Raw genomic sequence first — 18,073 nt, forward strand, 5'->3', positions numbered from 1 at the left:
TCCTTAGGGATCAGAGAACCTTGCTCAGGAAGGTGCGGGTACGTTCGTGGGCGGGGGCGTCCAGGAGCTGGGCGGGCGGTCCGAGCTCGACGATGCGGCCGGCGTCCATGAAGGCCACGGTGTCGGCCACCTCCCGGGCGAACCCGATCTCGTGGGTGACCACGATCATCGTGGTGCCGCCGCGGGCGAGGTCCTTGATGACGTCCAGCACCTCGCCCACCAGTTCGGGGTCCAGCGCCGAGGTCGGCTCGTCGAACAGCAGCAGCTTGGGCTCGAGCGCGAGCGCCCTGGCGATGGCGACCCGCTGCTGCTGGCCGCCCGACAGCGTGCGCGGGTAGGCGTCGGCCTTGTCCGCCAGCCCCACCCGGGCCAGCAGCCGCTCGGCCAGCGGCGCCACCTCGGCCCGCGGCCGGCGCTGGGCAGAAAGCGGCGCCTCCATGAGGTTCTGCCTGACGGTGAGGTGCGGGAACAGGTTGAACGACTGGAAGACGAACCCGATCTGGGTGCGCTGCCGCAGCACCTCGCGTTCCGGCAGCTCGTACAGCCGGGTGCCGGCCTGCCGGTAGCCGAGCAGCTGCCCGTCGACGCGGACCGAGCCGCGGTCCACCTTCTCCAGGTGGTTGATCGTCCGCAGGAGCGTGGACTTCCCAGACCCCGAGGGGCCCAGGATCACCAGCACCTGCCCCTTCCGGACGTCCAGGTCCACTCCGCGCAGCACGTGCAGGGCGCCGAAGCTCTTGTGCACGCCGCGCAACCTCACCATGGCGCTCATCCGCGCCCCCTGCCGTAGTGCCGCTCCACGTAGTACTGCACGATCGCCAGCGCGGTGGTCAGGATGAGGTACCAGATGGCCGCGACCAGCAGCAGCGCCATGACCCTGCCGTTGCGGTTGTAGATCACCTGCACCTGGTAGAACAGCTCGGGCAGCGCCATGATGTAGACGACCGACGTGCCCTTGACCAGGCCGATGATCTCGTTGCCCGCGGTGGGCACGATGGTCCGCATGGCCTGCGGCAGGATGATCCTGAACAGCCGCCGCGCCGGCGGCAACCCCAGGGCGGCCGCCGCCTCCCGCTGCCCGTGGTCCACCGACAGCAGCCCGCTGCGGACGATCTCGGCGGCGTACGCGGCCTGGTGCAGCGCCAGCCCGAGCGCCGCCGCGGTCAGCGGCCCGATCAGGTCCATCGTCCCGAAGTCGAAGAACGCCGGCCCGAACGGCACGCCCACCGACAACCTCGGGTAGAGCAGCGCGAGGTTGTACCAGAACAGCAGTTGCAGGATGAGCGGCACCGACCGGAACAGCCACACGTACGCCCAGGCCACCGACGACAGCAGCCGGTTGGGCGAGAGCCGCATCAGCGCCAGCACCGTGCCCAGCACGAACCCGAGCCCGATGCCCAGCGCGGTCAGCTCCAGCGTGAGCAGCACCGAGCGCACCACCGACGGCGCGAACAGGTACTGCCCGACGATGGGCCACTCCCAGGCGGGGTTGGTGATCAGCGCGCTGGCGACCATGGCGAGCAGGACGAGTACGCCGGCCGCGGCCAGCCACCGCAGCGGGTGCCGGGCCGTGACCACCTCCAGGGGCCGCTCGGCGTCCTGCCGGGAGACCTCCTGCACCTCGGGCAGCGTCACGAGCCGCCTCCACTTCTGATCACGGATCGCTCCATCTGGAGAGGGGGGTGGACGGGTGAGATCTCGTGATCAGCGACACTGCGCGCTGGCGACGTGGCCGTGGTCCACGTGCGCGCGCCGGGTCAGGTTCGCGGCCTGGCTCATGTCCATGAAGCTACGAGCCAGATCACCTGAAGTCAACATTTCCTACTGGATATACATAGTTATCCGGTCGTCCGCCGACCGCCAGGGTCGTGCTCTTCGACCTTGCCCCCGAGCTTCCTGCTCAGTTCCTGCATGAAGGACTTGGACTCGGCCGACAGCGCCCATCGATCGCCGACGAGGTAGAGGCCGCCGTACATCTGGGCGTAGTCGAGCCACTCACGCTGGCCCTCAGCCGTGACGAAGTCGAGGAACACGTACGGAATCCCGTCGCTGGTGCATTCCCCTTGCCGGTAGTCCAGTGCCTTGAGGGTGATCTCGGCGGTGCAGCCGACAGCGGCCGCCAGTTGCTCGACGGTGTAGGTGCGGGGTGCTTTCCCTCCGGAGGCGGCGGTGCTCGCAGCCGACCTCGGCCCGCTGTCCGCCTCGGCCTGGACACCGCATCCGGTGAGCGTGAGCGCCGAGGCGACGACCAGCGACACGGCGACGCCGCGATGCCGGGAGAAGCCAGCCATGATGTTGCCCTTTCTCGCGCCTGATGTGCGGCGTGGCCGGTCGCCCGGCCACGCCGCACCTCTCTTTGATTCAGGGTCAGCGGCAGCGTCTGCCGCTGTTGATGCAGTCGACGACCCGCCCCATCTGCTGCTCATTCATCAGGTTGATAAAGTCGCTGTGGTCAGTGACCGGCTTGTGCAGTTCTTCGGGAAAGGTGTCGACGGCGAAATTGGGGCCCTGCGGCACGTTGTAGACGAGCCGGTGTTCCAGCGCGGGAATGGGCTGGAAGCCCTGCGGGCAGCTACCGTCGGCCTGGGGAAAGGTGACATGGGTGCGGTGGTTGGCGCTGTCGACATTCTGGCCGTCCCAGCAACTCTGGAAATCGAAGACCCGCACCAGCCTGCTACCCCGCGGGCAGAGCGGGTACTTGTCCGTCAATTGACGGTTCTCGAATCCGGTGCAGGTCCACCCGGCGTTGGCTTCGGCTCCACCGACCCGGGCGTTACCGGTGATGATGCGCAGGAACTGCGGAGCCGCCACCACCTTGCCGGTCGGGTTGCCCTTGAAGGTGATCTGCACCGCGACCGGGGTGAGGATTTTGCCGACGTTCAGATCGAGCCCGCCGCCCCGCTGATTGGCGTCGAATTCCTCCTGTCCCAGAGCCCTCAGCACGGGCCAGTAGTGTGTGGACTTGTCGCCGTTGCGGCAGGTCGTACTGGCCGCCAGCAGGCTTTCGTTGGTGGACTGGTTGTTGGTGGACTCGTTTCCCACGTAGTCGTGCGTGTGCTGCGCACCGTTGGACACGCCGGGCGCGACGATCACGTTGTCAGAGTTGAAGATCCGGCCCTCGTTGCGTCCGCAGTCCACGCTGAACGTTCCCCTGGAGCCGTTCTGCTGGGTGCGGGGCGTTCTCACATTCGGTCGCACGGAACGGATGTCGACGAAGTCGGCCGGAACGGGCCCCCGGGCCTGGCCTCCGCCATTCCCGTTGTTCCCGTTGTTCCCGTTGTTCCCGTTGTTTTCGCCGTCCCCGCCGTTGCCGTTCCCGCCGTCGCCGTTGTTTTCGCCGCCTCCGTTGTTTCCGTTGTTTCCGCCGTTTCCGTTGCCCGGATTGCCATTCCGGAGCTCACATGTCGCCAGAGTTCGGAGGCTGGCCGGCGCCTGGGCTCCGGCGCGCTGGAAGGCGATCTGGATCCGCTGAAGGGTCGCCGCCCGCTTGTCCCGCAGCGGCCCGAGAATCGCGTTCTGCACGAAATTCGGACCGCCCTGCCCCGCCGAACTCGCCAACCGCCGATTCGCCTCAGCGATCTGGCTCTCCAACAGCTGCAGATTCCGCTGAACCTCCGCCTGAGCGCGATCGGGGATCTGGCCCAGCCTGTCCGCCACATCGGGACAGGAGATCTGACCAGCGGCACCACCGTTGTCCTGGTCGCCATTGCCCTGGCCATCGTTGCCCTGGTCGCCGTCGCCCTGATCGCCGTTGTTCTGATCGCCGTTGTTCTGATCGCCGTCGCTCTGGTCGTCGTTGCCCTGGTCGCCGTTGTTGTTTCCGGTCTCATCGTCCCGCGCGGCGCAGCCGGCCAAGCCCTGGAGGCCGGTCGGCGCCTGGGCGCCGGCGCGCTGGAAGGCGATCTGGATCCGCTGAAGGGTCGCCGCCCGCTTGTCCCGCAGCGGCCCGAGAATCGCGTTCTGCACGAAATTCGGACCGCCCTGCCCCGCCGAACTCGCCAACCGCCGATTCGCCTCAGCGATCTGGCTCTCCAACAGCTGCAGATTCCGCTGAACCTCCGCCTGAGCGCGATCGGGGACTTGGCCCAGCCTGTCCGCCACAGGGGGCAGGAGATGGTCGGCGCGAAGGCCGTACCGGATGCCCCGCTTGCCGCCGCGTCCGCGGTGCCGGCCGTGAGACCGCTGCTCATGACAGCCAGAGCCGTGAGCATGCCCGCCGTCCTCCAGCGGACGCGGGAGCCAGGTTGATGTCTCATAAATCCCTCTCTCCGTCTGTGGATGCGGCCCGGCCTCGGGCTCGTCAGGCTGCATCCACAAAGGGGGTCGCGGCCGTCGTCAGAACGAGATACGCGCGCCCGGCTCCTAAAGTTCGACGTCACGTAGAAGCTGACGGCCCGGCCGGGCCTCAGACGGAGGGGTCCAGATGCTCAGCGAGGAACCGCAGGGTCGACTGGTGCAGCCGGGTGCGGTGGGGGACGGTGCTCCATCCGTGGTCGGCTCCGAGGACGACTTCCAGTTCGGCGTTGCCGCCGTAGTGGTCGAGATAGCGGCGGGCGTAGGCGATCGGGGCGATGTCGTCCTGGTCGCCATGGATGATGCGCACCGGCCCGGCATAACCGCAGGACCGGCCATAGACGTCGAGCCCGGCGAGGTCGTCGACGAGAGCGGGGCTCATGCGGTGGCTGTCGGCGTCGAAATAGCCCTTCTCCCTGATCTCGGCGGCCAGGTCGCGGCCCTTGAGGTAGCCCGAGCCCACTTCGAAGGGGGCCACGGCGGCCGGCGACCACAGGCACGCGGCCCGGATCCCGGGTTCCTCGGCGGCGACGATGCCCGCGACGACGCCGCCCATGCTCATCCCGACCAGGGCCACCCGCTCGGGGTCGGCGAAGTCGAAGGTGCGGACGGCCTGCACGACCGACCGGGTTTCGGCTATTTCGTTGGTGATGGTGACGTCGAAGAAATCGCCGTCGCTCTCCCCGTGCCCGGACAGGTCGAACCGGACCGACACGACGCCGATGCTCTCCAGCAGCCGCGCCATGAGGACGAAGGAGCGGTTCTCCATGCGGTTGTTGGAGAACCCGTGGACGAACACCACCGTGGGCCGGCGGGCGGTGGCGTGCCCCTCGGGAAGGTGCACAGTGGAGCGCAGGGTCAGCCCTTGGTGCTGGAAGTCGTGGTGGATCATGTCACCCCTTGACGGCGCCGGCGGTCATGCCGGCGACGATCCTGCGGTTGAAGAAGACGAAGAGCAGCAGTGGCGGGATCGTGATGAGCACGATGTCCATGAAGAGCAGGTTCCACTGGGTGTTGTACTGGCTCTGGAAGTTGTAGAGGGTCACCTGCACGGTGGCGTTGTCGTCGCCGGGGGTGAAGTACAGCGGGTTGACGAAGTCGTTGAAGATGGCCACCGAGCTGGTCAGGACCACGGTGATGGTGACCGGCCGCAGCAGCGGGAAGATCACCCGGAAGAAGAGCGTCAGCCCGGTGCAGCCGTCGATCTGGGCGGCCTCGTCCAGCTCGCGCGGGATGGCCGCGATGAACGCCCGGAAGAGCAGCACCGCGTACGACAGTCCGAACGCCACCTCCACCAGGATCAGCCCGGGCAGGGTCTTGAACAGTCCCAGCCCCTGCAACAGCCAGATCGTGGGCACGATCGCCGGCGGGATGACCAGCCCGGACAGCACCAGGAAGTCGGCCACCTTGCCGACCTTCCCCACCCTGCGCTGCAGCACGAACGCGGCCATCGCGGCGAACACCACGATCAGCGCGACCGAGGCGACGGTCAGGACGGTGGAGTTCACGTACGCGCGCAGCAGCACGTAGTCCCGCGCCTGGATGACCTCCAGGAAGTTGTGCACGATCCGCCACTCCGCCGGCCAGGAGAAGTCCAGGTCCGCGGCCTGGCTCTGGTCCTTGACCGCCGTCAGCAGCATCAACGAGAACGGGACCAGGAAGACCACGGCGGCCAGCCCCAGCGCGACCACCTCGGCGCCGGCCCTCTTCAGCGTTCTCATGCGGCGACCTGCCTTTTGCCGAGGAAGTAGTTGAGCGGGACGACGATGGCGGTGACGACGACGAACAGCAGCACGTTGCCGGCGGTGGACAGGCCGAAGAAGCCGGCCTGGTACTGCTTGTAGATGATCGAGGCGATGGTGTCGCTGGTGAAGCCGGGTCCGCCGCGGGTCATCGTCCAGATGAGGTCGAAGGAGCGCAGGCCGCCGATGAACGACAGGATGATCACGGAGTACGTGGCGGGCCAGGACAGCGGGAGGGTGACGTGGCGGAAGCGGTGCCAGGCCCCGCCGCCGTCCACGGCCACGGCCTGGTAGTAGTCGCGGGGGATGGACAGGATGCCGGCGATGTAGATGACGGTGGCGATGCCGACGCCCTTCCACACGTCGACCAGGGCGACCGACAGCAGCGCGGTGCCGGCGTCGCCGAGCCAGTCGGGGCCGTCGATGCCGACCACGGCCAGGGCCTTGTTGACCAGGCCGGTGTCGGGCCTGAGCAGGGCGCTGAAGGTGATGCCGACCGCGACCGTGGAGACCAGGACGGGGAAGAACACCACCGAGCGCAGGAATCCGCGCAGCCGCAGCTTGCTGGTGAGCAGCACGCCGAGGAGCAGGCCGAGGACCACCTTGAGACCGCTGGTGACGACGGCGTAGAACAGCGTGTTGGTGAAGCCGATGCGCAGGTTCTGCTCGGACAGGAAGTCGCGGAAGTTGTCCAGGCCGACGAAGGTGCTGTCGAACAGGGTCCAGCGGGTCAGCGCGAAGTAGAAGGCCATCACCGTCGGCACCAGGAAGATCACCAGGTAGACGACGGCGGCCGGCAGGTACAGCGCGTACGGGTAGGCCGACTTGCGCTTGGCCTGGCCGGCGGGCGGCCGCGTGAGTGCCGGGCCGGGCCCCGTGCGGGGCCCGGCGTCCTGCCTGGTCACCACCCCGCGAGCCCCAACTGCTTGGCCTGCTTCTCCACGTCCTTGTCGTACTGGGCGGCCCCCTCTGCGGCCGGCGTCAGCCCGGAGCCGACGGCGACGGTGATCTGCTCCAGCGACGGGCCCTTGACGGGGGAGAGGAACTCCAGCGCCGGCGAGGTGGCGCCCTTGTCGATGTAGGCCTGCACGTCCTTGGCGACCTGGATGGCGTCGTCGGGCAGCTTGGCGCCCTTCACCCGGTACGGCCCCGTCGGCTGCACCACCTTGCTGATGGCCTCGGCGGCGGCCGGCGAGGCGACGAAGGCCGCGAACTTCTTGGCCGCCTCCAGGTTCTTGGTGCTCTTGGGGATGTAGATGGCCGGCGGCTCCCACACGGTGGCGCCGTTCTTGGCGGCGTCGGTGCCGGGGATGCCGAAGAAGCCGATGTCCGTCGCCGCCCGCGGGCTCGTGGCCAGCACCGGCGGCAGGATCGCAGTGAGCATCGGATAGTGCGCGCCCTCGCCCTCGGCGAGCATCTTCAGCCCCTGGTCCAGGGTGGCCGAGCCGAAGCCCTTGTTGAGGTAGCCCTTGGCGTGCACCTCGGCCAGGTGCTGGAAGCTCGCCAGCGCGGCCGGGGTGGTGGCGAACTTGGCCTTGTTCACCGTGTAGTCCTGGGCGAAAGCCGGCACCGCGGCCTGGACGTTGTAGAAGTCGGCCAGGACGAACAGCTGCGAGGTCCAGGTGTCCTTGAACGTCGAGATCACCGGCGTGATCCCGGCCGCCTTGATCCTGTCGTTGTTGGCCATGAACTCCGCCCAGGTCGTCGGCACCTTCAGGCCGAGCTTGTCGTAGACCTTGCGGTTGTAGAGGATGCCGCCGCCGGACGCGGCCGTGGCCGGCACGCCGTACACGCGGTCCTTCTGGGTCACCACCCGCAGGTAGTCCGGCTGGACGTTGGCCACCACCGGGTCCCCGGTGAGGTCGACCAGGCTCTGGGCCGGGTTGAGCGCCTGGAGCAGCGACCCGGAGTTGTACCAGAACACGTCCGTCATCTCGCCGGTCGACAGGCGCGTCTTGACGATGTTGTCGCCCTCGCTGCCGCCCGGCTGGTTCTCGATCTTGATCTTGATCTTGGGGTTGGCCTGCATGAAGGCGTCGGCCAGCGCCTTGGACGTGTCCACGGTCGACTGGTCGCTGCCCGTCATGAAGGAGAGGGTGACGGTGCCGTCGGCGGCGGGCTCCGAGCCTGAGCCGCAGGAGGTCAGAGCCGCCAGCGCCAGGACGGCCGCGGCCGTCGCGAGCGTGCGGTGGGAGGTCTTCACACACCCCTCCAGGGTTATTGAATCGTTTTAAGCGACTCCCCGATGCGGTTAACGTAGGCGTTACATGAAAGAGTGTCAAGACTCATTTTGGGTAACGGTACCCGGCTTTTTCGCAGCTCTGATGGCTTCTATCGGGCTTTATTCGGTAACGGTTCCCATGCTGGGCAGCCGTATGGAAGGCGGCGCGGAGCCGTGAAGGACGAGCTCAGTCGCCGGACGATCCCGGCGCGGCCGTGGAGCCGCGGACGACCAGGCTCGGGGTGACCGAGAAGCGCACGGGCGTCATGCGGCCTTCGATGCGTTCCAGCAGGAGCTTGCCCGCGGCGCGGCCCATCTCGGCGCCGTCCTGGTCGACGCTGGTCAGCGCGATGTTGGGCAGCGCGGCCAGGTGGATGTTGTCGTAGCCGGCGACAGAGACGTCCCCGGGGACGGACAGGCCGGCCTCGTGGACCGCGGCGAGCGCGCCGAGCGCCGCCTGGTCGGCCCCGGCGAAGATCGCCGTCGGCGGGGTCGGACGGCTCAGCAGCTCGCGAGCCCCCTCGTAGCCGCCTTGCTCGTGATAGAAACTGGTCGCGATGGCGATCTCGTCGCCGAGCCCGTGCTCGCGCATGACGCGTTCGTAGGTCGCCGAGCGGATGTTGTGCAGCAGGTCGGCCGGCCGCGCCTGGCTGTCGTCCTGGTGCGTGATGTGCGCGATGCGGCGGTGCCCCAGCTCGACGAGGTGGTTGACGACGAGTTCGGCGCCCGCTTCGTCGTCGTCGAAGACCGAGTCGTAGTAGGACGAGCGCTCGTGCCGGGCGAGCACCACGGTCGGCTTCTCCTTGGCGACTTCCTCCAGGCGCGCTTTCGAGGCGAGCGGGGCGACCATGATGATGCCGTCGACCTGGCGGTCCATGAGGGCGTCGACCGCCCGGAGCTCGACCTTGCGGGTGGCGCCGCCCTGGATCATGAACGCCTGATAGTCGGTGTTCTCCAGATATTCGGTGAGGCCGTCGAGGATGTCGGCGAAGAACGGGTTCCTGATGTGCGGCAGGACGAGGCCGATGGTGAAGGTGCGCCCGCGCATGCCGCGGGCCACCGCCTGCGGCCGGTAGCCGAGCTCCTCGATGGCCGCCTTGACCCGGTCTTTCATGGCCGGGCTGACGCCATAGGCGTTGCGGATCACCTTGGACACCGCCGTGACGGAGACCTGGGCGTGCGTCGCCACATCGGCGATGGTCACTCGTCGTCGACCAGGCGCGGCCATGGAACTCCATTTCCCGAGACGTGGTCCGATTGTACGAGCTCAGCGCATCGCTCCAGGTGGGTGCCGACCGGGCCCCGCCCCGGCTGCGGGGCCGGACGGAGATCCGTCATCGCGGACCTCCTGTATCCTCGGTCCATGCCCACCGACTCGCCAGCGCCGATGGGCCATGACCTGTCGCAGTCCTACCGCGGGCTGCTGACCGAGCGCATAGCCCGGCAGCTGGAGCACGACATCCGCTCCGGGAAGATCCAGGTGGGGGCCAAGCTGCCCTCCGAGCGCGAACTCGCGGCCCAGTTCGGCGCGAGCCGCAACGTCGTCCGCGAGGTGCTGCGCCGGCTGGAGGCACAGGACCTGATCGAGGTCGCGCCGGGGCGGGGATCGTTCGTCAGCGAGCGGTCCCCCGTGCAGGCCCGCCACTACGACGCCCTCTACCGGGCGGAGAGGCCCACGGTCCGCCAGCTGATCGAGGCCCGCATCCCCCTGGAGGTCGAGATCGTCGGGCTGGCCACCGAGCGGGCCACCGAGGCGCAGCTCGCGGCGATCGGGCGGGCCAACGACGCGCTGCTCAAGGCGACCGACGTCGTCGACCAGGCCCACGCCGACCTCGACTTCCATGACGCGATCGCGCGGGCGTGCGGCAACCCGGTGCTGCGGATCATGCTGTCGTCGCTCAGCGGCATGATGTTCGAGATGATGCTCCGGTCGCACTCCGACCCGGCCATCGCCGAGCCGGGCGTTCCGCATCACCCCGAGATCTTCGAGGCGATCGCGGCCCGCGACGTCGAGCGGGCCCGCCGCTGCATGCTCGAGCACCTCACCCTCGGCCTGCGCACCTACGGGCAGGACCTCGACGTCAGCGTGGACGTGATGGCCAGGCAGCACATCGAGACGCTGCTGAGCCAGACCAAGGGCCACGGCTAACCACCTCGGGCTGGTCATGATGAAAAGGGACTGCTATGGTCCGACTGGTCCTACCAGTTGGACCAAGCTGCAGAGAGACCGAGCGAGACCATGTCCATCACCAGCAAGAACCCCACTCGCCGTACCTTCGGCAAGATCGCGGCCGGGATGGCAGTCACCATCGGAGGGGCGGCACTCGGAGGCTGCTCGACCGGCGGCGGTAAGCCCTCCCCCGACACGCCGCTACGCATCATGGCGATCAACCACGTCTGGTCGCAGGCGATCAGGAAGCACCTGCCGGAGTTCGAGGAGCGGATCGGCCGCCGCGTGTCGATGTCGCTGCTCACCTCGGACCAGCTCGCCAACAGCTACAACGTCAAGCTCAACGCCTCGGCCACCGACATCGACGTCATGATGGTCCGGGCGCTGCAGGAGCAGTTGCTCTTCGCCCACAACGGCTGGCTGGCCGACCTCACCGGCCTGGTGGAGGGTGACGCGGCCTACAACTGGGCCGACTTCCTGCAGGCGCCGCGCGAGCGCTCCGTCACCGCCCGCAAGGTCCTGAGCGTGCCGGTGGTGACCGAGCGCCCGGTCCTGTACTACCGCAAGGACCTGGTCAAGGCGCCCGCGACGCTCGACGAGCTCATGGAGACGGCGCTGCGGCTCGCCGACCGGCAGCGCAACTTCTTCGGGTACGTCGGCCGCGGCCAGCGCAGCGGCGCGGTGACCATGTGGTCGAGCTTCCTCTACTCCTTCGGCGGCGCGTTCACCCTCCAGGGGCGATCCGGCATCGGACGGCCTGAGGCGATCACCGCCTACGAGTACTACGGCCGGCTGCTGGAGCGGGCCGGGCCGCCCGGCGCCACCAACATGAGCCTGGAGCAGGCCATGCCGATCTTCGCCCAGGGCAAGGCGGCCTTCTACGTCGACGCCGACGCCATCTACACCAACTTCCTCGACCCGAAGATCTCGACCGTCCAGGACACCGTCGGCTTCGCGCCGTTCCCGGCCGGCCCCGCGGGCGCGCGGCCCTTCAACATCCCGTCCTGGAGCCTGGGCATCAGCGCGTTCTCGCGGCTGCGCGACGAGGCCTGGCAGTTCCTCCGCTGGGCGACGAGCCCGGAGATGGTCAGGCGGCTGCAGGCGGGCGGGATCCCGGGAGCCCGGCAGTCGGCGTGGTCGGACCCGGCCACCCTGGCCTCGTTCCCGGCCGACCTCGCCAGGAGCATGCAGGCGCAGGCGCGGACCGGGGTGGGGCTCGACCGCCCCGACGTCCTGCAGGTGGGCCGCGCCCGGGACATCATCGGCCGGCCGCTCGTGGCCGGCATCCTCGGACAGCCGGTGGGGCCGGTCGCGCGCGAGGCCGACGCCGAGTTCGCCGACTTCCTCATCCGCGACAACCGTCACAGGGAGGCCTGATGTCCGCCACCCGGACCGCGCCGCCGATCAGCCGCGCCGCCGACCGCGGCCGGCCACGCTCGTTCGAGCAGGCCAACAGGCGGCTGAAGTGGACGATGCTCGCCCCCGCGCTCGCGTTCGTCGGGCTGATGATCGTCTTTCCGCTGGCCTTCACGCTCAACCTCAGCCTCACCGACGCCTTCGGCGCGGTGAACGCCGGCAAGGGCTACGTCGGCCCGCAGAACTTCGCCGACGCGCTCACCGACTCGCGCCGCTTCTGGCCGGCCGTCGAGCGCACCGCCCTGTTCACGGTCGGCGCCGTGCTGATCGAGACCGTGCTGGGCCTGGCCCTGGCCATGCTCATGCGCAAGCCGTTCCGTGGCATCCGCTGGGTCCGCACCGTGCTCGTCATCCCCTTGCTGACCACCCCCGTGGCGGTCGGGATCCTCTGGCTGCTCATCCTCGACCCCACCAACGGCATCGCCAACCACCTGCTCTCCTCCGTCGGGATCCCGCCGCAGGAGTTCCTCGGCTCGGTGACCCAGTCGTTGCCGATCCTCATGCTCATCGACGTGTGGCAGTGGACGCCCATGATGACGCTGCTCCTGCTCGCCGGGCTGTCCACCCTGCCGGAGGAGCCCGAGGAGGCCGCGCACGTGGACGGGGCCGGCCTGTGGCAGCGCTTCCGGTACGTCGTCCTGCCGATGCTCGTGCCCACGCTGGCCACCGCCGTCGTCCTGCGCTCCATCGACGCGCTCAAGACCTTCGACATCCTGTACGCCACCAAAGGGCCGGGCGGCGGATCCTCCTTCGAGGTCGAGACCCTCAACGTCTACGCCTACGGCCTGACCTTCGACTACCAGGAGTACGGCCTCGCCTCCGCCGTCCTGGTCCTGTTCACCCTCGCCATCATCGGCGTCGTGGCCCTGCTCCGGCGCCGCCCCGGAAGGGGGTCCGCATGAGATCCACCCGCGTCCTGTCCTGGCTGCGCGGCGCCGCCATCACGATCGTGTGCCTGGGATTCGTCCTGCCGATCGTCTGGATGTTCGCCGCCGCGTTCAAGACCAACGTCCAGGTCACCGACCCCGGCGTGGGCCTGATCTTCTCTCCCACCCTGGACAACTTCCGCAACGTCCTGGCCGACGGCGAGGTCCTCCAGTCGCTGCGCAACTCCCTGATCGTCGGGGTCGTGTCCACCGTGCTCTCGGCGGTCATCGCCGTGCCCGCCGCGTGGGCGGTGGGACGGTTCAGGATGCACCGCACGGGATCCCTCGTCCTCGTGGCGCGCATCGTCCCGGCGATCTCCCTGCTCGTCCCCTGGTACTACCTGTTCGCCCAGGCCGGGCTGGTGGGCAGCTACACCGTGCTGATCCTCAGCCACATGTTCGTCTCCGTGCCGCTGATCCTGTGGATCATGATCGGGTTCTTCGAAGGGCTGCCGATCGAGCTGGAGGAGGCCGCCCGCACCGACGGGCTGACCGTCTTCGGCGCCTTCTGGCGCATCGCGCTCCCCCTGGCCGCGCCGGGCACCACGACCGCGTCCGTGCTGGCGTTCGTGGCGAGCTGGAACAACTTCATGTTCGCCCTGATCTTCTCCGACGAGACCACCCAGACCGCGCCGGTGACGCTGTTCAACTTCATCTCCTACGCCAGCACCGACTGGGGCGGCCTGATGGCCGCCGCCACGCTCATGACGGTGCCGGTCGTCATCGTCGCGGTCCTCGGCCAGAAGTACCTCGTGGCCGGACTGACCGCCGGCGCCACCAAGGGCTGAGCCCCTCCCCGAAAGGTTGTTATGAAGATCGTCGACGCCAGAGTGGTCGTGACCAGCCCGGGCCGCAACTTCGTCACGTTGAAGGTGGAAACCGACGAAGGCGTCACCGGCCTGGGTGACGCGACCCTCAACGGTCGCGAGCTCGCCGTGGTCGGCTACCTGCGTGATCATGTCGTCCCGCTGCTGCTGGGGACCGATCCCCACCGCATCGAGGACACCTGGCAGTCCCTCTACCGGGGCGCGTACTGGCGCCGCGGACCGGTGACCATGGCGGCGATCGCCGCCGTCGACGTCGCGCTCTGGGACATCAAGGCGAAGGTCGCGGGACTGCCGCTGTACCAGCTGCTGGGCGGCGCGAGCCGCGAGCGGGTCCGCACCTACGGGCACGCGAGCGGGCGGGACATCCCCGAGCTGTTCGACTCCATCCGCGCCCGGCTGGCCGAGGGGTACCCGGCGATCCGCGTGCAGACGGGCGTCCCGGGACTCGAGCGCGTGTACGGCGTCGGCCACGACGCCGCGTCCGACGCCGCCCGGCCCGTGGTCGAGGACTGGGACACCGCCGCCTACCTGCGCAGCCTGCCCGGGGTCTTCGACGCGGTACGCCAGGAGTTCGGGCCGGAGCTGGTGCTGCTCCACGACGCCCACCACCGTCTCACGCCGATCCAGGCGGCCCGGCTCGGCAAGGACCTGGAACCGTACGACCTGTTCTGGCTGGAGGACTGCACGCCCGCCGAGAACCAGGACGGGCTCCGCCTGGTCCGCCGGCACACGACCACCCCGCTGGCGATCGGCGAGGTCTTCAACACCGTCTTCGACTACCAGACGCTGGTGGGCGAGCAGCTGATCGACTACGTGCGCTCCGCCGTCACGCACTTCGGCGGCGTGTCACCGCTGCGCAAGCTCTTCGACTTCGCCGCGCAGCACCAGATCAAGAGCGCCATCCACGGGCCCGAGGACATCTCCCCCGTCGGCATGGCCGCCGCGATCCACCTCGATCTCGCGATCCACAACTTCGGCATCCAGGAGTACGCCGGGCACACCCCGCTGACCCACGAGGTGTTCCCGCACGCCTACACCTTCACCGACGGGTACCTGCACCCGGGCGAGGCGCCCGGGCTCGGCATCGAGCTCGACGAGGAGCTGGCGTCCGCGCACCCGTACGAGCCGGCGTACCTGCCGATCAACCGGCTGCAGGACGGAACGATCCACGACTGGTGAGGCGGCGAGCCGGTTCAGTCCGCGCGCCCGGCGGGTGGGGCGGTGCTCTCCCGGACCGTGAGGGTGGTGGCCAGCTCCAGCCCGGCCTGCGGCGTCTCCTCCCCGCGCCCCAGGGCTAGCGCCAGCTCGGTGGCGGCCGCGGCCATCTCGGTCAGCGGTTGACGGACGGTGGTCAGCGGCGGGTCGACCAGGGCGGCGATGGGCAGATCGTCGAAGCCGACGACGCTCAGGTCCGCCGGGATCCGCAGCCCCATCGTCCGCGCGGCCTGGTAGACGCCGATCGCCTGCAGGTCGTTGCAGGCGAAGATCGCCGTGGGGCGTTCAGGGCGGTTGAGCAGCTCCAGCGCGGCGGCGCGGCCGTGCTCGGTGGTGAGCGGGGTGCGTACGACGAGGCCGGCCTCCACCGGGAGGCCGGCGGCCTCGCGGGCGGAGCGGTAGCCGTCGAGCCTGGCCTGGCAGTAGAGGGTCCGGTCGGGGCCGCCGATCATCGCGATGCGGCGGTGTCCCAGCTCGATCAGGTGGCGGGTGGCCGACCGCCCGCCCGCCCAGTTCGTCGCTCCGACGAAGGGGACGTCGTCCGGCAGCTCGGTGGCGGGATCGAAGACCACGAACGGGATGCCCTTGGCGCGCAGCTGGTCACGCTGCTCCGCCGACAGCTGGGCCACCGTCACCACGCAGGCGGGGCGGCGGGCGAGGGTGTCCTCGCTCGGGAAGTGGACCGCGTTGCGCTCCGGGCCGAACTCCGTCAGCACGACGGCCACGCGGTGCTCGCGGGCCACCCGCTCCACCCCGCGGATGATCTCGGTCCCCCACATGTGCTCGAGCTCGTCGAAGACGAGCTCCATCAGGTTGCTGCGGTTGGTCCTGCGGTATCCGTACTCGTTGATCAGGGCCTCGACGCGGGCCCGCGTGCCCGCGGACACGCCGGAACGGCCGTTGATGACCTTGGAGACCGTGGGGATCGACACTCCGGCGGTCTCCGCGATGTAGGAGATCGTCACGGGTCTGGACGCATCGCCTCGCGGGCCTTCCCGGTCGGCCACCGGTTCGCCCGACTCGGCGTGTGACAACCTGGCTCCCCTCCTCGTCGGCCCCGTCCGGTCGCCCGTCGCGGGGCCGTTCACGGCGCAAGGATAACCTGCCCCGGCCGGACGCCGTGATCGAGAGGCTCGTAGTCGAACCAGTCGAACCGCACCGTGCCGGACGCGGCGTACATGCCGATCACCCGTCCGGTGAAGCCCCCTCCGTGTGTTGGTCGGACCCCGCACGGCGGCGGCTCGGAGACCACCGGGTGATCAGGTCAGCCGGCGGAGCAGGCGGACCCGTTGAGCGCGAAGCCGGTGGGGTTGGCGTCATTGCTGGTCCAGGTGCCCTGGAACCCGAACGACTGGGAGCCGCCCGCCGGTATGGCGCCGTTGTACGACGCGTTGGTGGCCGTCACCGCGGCGCCGCTCTGCGTCACGCTCGCGTTCCAGGCGGTGGTCACCTTGGTGTCGCCGGGGAAGGTGAAGGTCAGCCGCCATCCGTTGACCGCGCCGCCGCCGGTGTTCCTGATCGTCACGCTCGCGGTGAGCCCGCCCTGCCACTCGTTCTTGGTGTAGTCGACCCGGCAGGCGCCGGTCCCGCTGCCGCTTCCCGCGCGCAGCTGGACGACCACGATGGAGTAGGCGGGCACGGTCTGGGTGGCGGCGCTGCCGGTGGAGGCCGAGCCGATCGAGGAGGCGTTCTTCAGGTACGAGTACACGGTCGGCGTCGCCGAGGACGGGGTGAAGCCGCTGTAGGAGAGGTTGACCGTCGTGGCGTTGTTCGGGTCCTTGTTGATCAGCATGACGCTCACGTCGCCGTTGGCGCGCTTGACGGCGTGCGTGGACAGCATCGCGGTGGAGGAGGTCGTCCGCACCAGCGCGTCGCCGGGGGCGCCGAGATTGGTCATCATCTGGATGCCGTAGTACGGCGGGAACGGGGTGTTGGCGGCCGGTTCGCAGGACGCCCCGCTGGAGACCACGCCGCCGTCGTTGTAGTCCGTCGCGCCCTGGATGGTGGTGACCTTGCTGCAGTCGGTGCCGTTGCGCAGGTTCCACCAGTCGATGTTGAACGCGCCGTTCTCCATCCAGGTCAGGTAGACGTCCGGCGCGTACAGGCCGGACGGCGAGGTGTTCAGCGCGTAGTTGGAGCTGTCCTCGGTGACGGCGATGCCGACGTTGGGGGCGTTGCCGCCCGCGTACTGGTTGATCAGGGCGCGCAGCGCGCTCGTCATGCCCGGGACCTCGGCCTGCGGCTTGGTGACGAGCTCGGCCTCGTTGGCGCTGTTCGGGTAGTGGTGGACGATCACGAAGTCGATCCGCGAGCCGGCGATGGACATGACGGTGCGGTTCCAGTCCATCGTGTCGCCGGGGCCGACGACGCCGTCCGGCCAGTTGCCCGGCGTCGTCAGGACCGCGCCGATCTTGATCGTGGGGTCGACCGCCTTCATCGCGGTGACGTAGTCGAGCAGGTTGGTGGCGTACGTGGCGGGGCTCTTGCTGGCGTGCTTGTCCATCTCCCACTCGGCGCCGTAGTGGCCGTTGCCGTACACCTCGTTGCCGATCTCCCAGTACTTGATGCCGTAGCCCTTGGTGACGTTGGCGTACCGCACCCAGTCGGCGGCCTCCTGCGCCGTGCCCGAGCCGTAGTTCGCGGTGACGATCGGCTGCGCGCCGGCCGCACGGGAGGTGGCCACGTACGCGTCGAACCCGGTGTTGGGCGCCACGTACCCGCCGCCCTCGACCGTGTGCGTCTGCCAGTGGTAGCCGTCGGCGTAGCCGCCGCCCGGGTAACGGACGGCCTTGACCCCCGCGTCCTTCAGCAGCGTGGAGGTCACCGGATCGTTCATCCGCCCGTCCCACACCGCGACGTTCATGCCGACGCCGGCGGCGGGGATGGTGGCCAGCGTCTGACCGGCGTCGACCGAGACGGTGGCGGTCGCGGCGGCGGAGGCCGGCGGGGCGGGGATGGGGGACAACCCGGCGGCGACCGCGACCGTGGCTGCGGCCAGTGCGATGCGTCTCCTCAAGGACCCTCTCATGATGCCCTCCTGGGGCGAGAAAGTTTTCCGAGATCTGGCGAGATAGTTTCTCGCGGAGAGTAGGAAGCGTTAACAACAGCGTCAACGGGAGTCGGCCAGGGAGGGGGCGACAGCGGAAGGACCCCGAGGCAGGGGCGCTTCCGCTCGAAGAGCGCTCTTGAAACTTTCAAAGCCAATGCCTCGAAATGTTTCTTGCATGCCGGCCGCACTCGACCCGAGCCGACACAGGCCCGCG

16 protein-coding genes are annotated in these 18,073 nt (G+C 69.0%); 5 read left to right on the plus strand and 11 right to left on the minus strand.

Translation table 11 applies throughout. The features are described from left to right. Positions 1–10 precede the first annotated feature (10 nt). From H4W80_RS10975 to H4W80_RS11015, 9 genes are all read right to left on the minus strand, one after another. Entirely contained in the window at positions 11–772 is a 762-nt protein-coding gene (locus H4W80_RS10975) for an amino acid ABC transporter ATP-binding protein (RefSeq protein ID WP_318786801.1), read from the minus strand. Continuing rightward, positions 769–1,635 (minus strand): amino acid ABC transporter permease, encoded by an 867-nt coding sequence (locus H4W80_RS10980; protein WP_318786802.1) that lies wholly within the window; start codon positions 1,633–1,635, stop codon positions 769–771. Before H4W80_RS10980 ends, H4W80_RS10975 begins: the two co-directional genes overlap by 4 nt. A 203-nt stretch (positions 1,636–1,838) precedes the next feature. Further along, complete coding sequence (locus H4W80_RS10985) at positions 1,839–2,291, minus strand: hypothetical protein (RefSeq protein WP_192784999.1); 453 nt, start codon at positions 2,289–2,291, stop codon at positions 1,839–1,841. Positions 2,292–2,367: 76 nt separating this feature from the next. Continuing rightward, a complete protein-coding gene (locus tag H4W80_RS10990) occupies positions 2,368–4,101 on the minus strand; it encodes a DUF1996 domain-containing protein (protein WP_318786803.1) in 1,734 nt (577 codons plus the stop codon). Positions 4,102–4,405: 304 nt separating this feature from the next. After that, positions 4,406–5,185 (minus strand): alpha/beta hydrolase family protein, encoded by a 780-nt coding sequence (locus H4W80_RS10995; RefSeq protein WP_192785000.1) that lies wholly within the window; start codon positions 5,183–5,185, stop codon positions 4,406–4,408. 1 nt (position 5,186) lies between these two features. Beyond that, positions 5,187–6,014, minus strand: coding sequence for a carbohydrate ABC transporter permease (locus H4W80_RS11000; RefSeq protein WP_192785001.1), 828 nt, complete (start codon positions 6,012–6,014; stop codon positions 5,187–5,189). Next, a complete protein-coding gene (locus tag H4W80_RS11005; RefSeq protein WP_318786804.1) occupies positions 6,011–6,940 on the minus strand; it encodes a carbohydrate ABC transporter permease in 930 nt (309 codons plus the stop codon). The genes H4W80_RS11000 and H4W80_RS11005 overlap by 4 nt, the downstream gene beginning before the upstream one ends. Continuing rightward, positions 6,937–8,238: an ABC transporter substrate-binding protein gene (locus H4W80_RS11010; RefSeq protein ID WP_318786805.1), complete on the minus strand. Its 1,302-nt coding sequence runs from the start codon at positions 8,236–8,238 to the stop codon at positions 6,937–6,939. The genes H4W80_RS11005 and H4W80_RS11010 overlap by 4 nt, the downstream gene beginning before the upstream one ends. Before the next feature lie 205 nt (positions 8,239–8,443). Beyond that, entirely contained in the window at positions 8,444–9,445 is a 1,002-nt protein-coding gene (locus tag H4W80_RS11015) for a LacI family DNA-binding transcriptional regulator (protein ID WP_318786806.1), read from the minus strand. 174 nt (positions 9,446–9,619) lie between these two features. Here H4W80_RS11015 and H4W80_RS11020 point away from each other — a divergent pair, with 174 nt between their 5' ends. From H4W80_RS11020 to manD, 5 genes are all read left to right on the plus strand, one after another. Continuing rightward, on the plus strand, positions 9,620–10,405 hold the full coding sequence (locus H4W80_RS11020; protein WP_225963360.1) for a FadR/GntR family transcriptional regulator: 786 nt from the start codon (positions 9,620–9,622) through the stop codon (positions 10,403–10,405). Positions 10,406–10,495: 90 nt separating this feature from the next. Further along, positions 10,496–11,803, plus strand: a complete 1,308-nt coding sequence (locus H4W80_RS11025; protein ID WP_192785003.1) for an ABC transporter substrate-binding protein — start codon at positions 10,496–10,498, stop codon at positions 11,801–11,803. Then, positions 11,803–12,744, plus strand: a complete 942-nt coding sequence (locus H4W80_RS11030) for a carbohydrate ABC transporter permease (RefSeq protein WP_192785004.1) — start codon at positions 11,803–11,805, stop codon at positions 12,742–12,744. The genes H4W80_RS11025 and H4W80_RS11030 overlap by 1 nt, the downstream gene beginning before the upstream one ends. Continuing rightward, positions 12,741–13,556, plus strand: coding sequence for a carbohydrate ABC transporter permease (locus H4W80_RS11035; protein ID WP_192785005.1), 816 nt, complete (start codon positions 12,741–12,743; stop codon positions 13,554–13,556). The genes H4W80_RS11030 and H4W80_RS11035 overlap by 4 nt, the downstream gene beginning before the upstream one ends. A gap of 21 nt (positions 13,557–13,577) precedes the next feature. Further along, positions 13,578–14,774, plus strand: a complete 1,197-nt coding sequence (gene manD / locus H4W80_RS11040; protein WP_192785006.1) for a D-mannonate dehydratase ManD — start codon at positions 13,578–13,580, stop codon at positions 14,772–14,774. Positions 14,775–14,788: 14 nt separating this feature from the next. Here manD and H4W80_RS11045 read toward each other — a convergent pair whose 3' ends face one another. Next, on the minus strand, positions 14,789–15,898 hold the full coding sequence (locus H4W80_RS11045; protein WP_318786807.1) for a LacI family DNA-binding transcriptional regulator: 1,110 nt from the start codon (positions 15,896–15,898) through the stop codon (positions 14,789–14,791). A gap of 176 nt (positions 15,899–16,074) precedes the next feature. Further along, positions 16,075–17,838, minus strand: a complete 1,764-nt coding sequence (locus H4W80_RS11050; RefSeq protein WP_192785007.1) for a cellulose binding domain-containing protein — start codon at positions 17,836–17,838, stop codon at positions 16,075–16,077. Positions 17,839–18,073 lie beyond the last annotated feature (235 nt).

Source organism: Nonomuraea angiospora (assembly GCF_014873145.1).
In the GTDB taxonomy this organism is placed as follows: Bacteria; Actinomycetota; Actinomycetes; order Streptosporangiales; family Streptosporangiaceae; genus Nonomuraea; species Nonomuraea angiospora.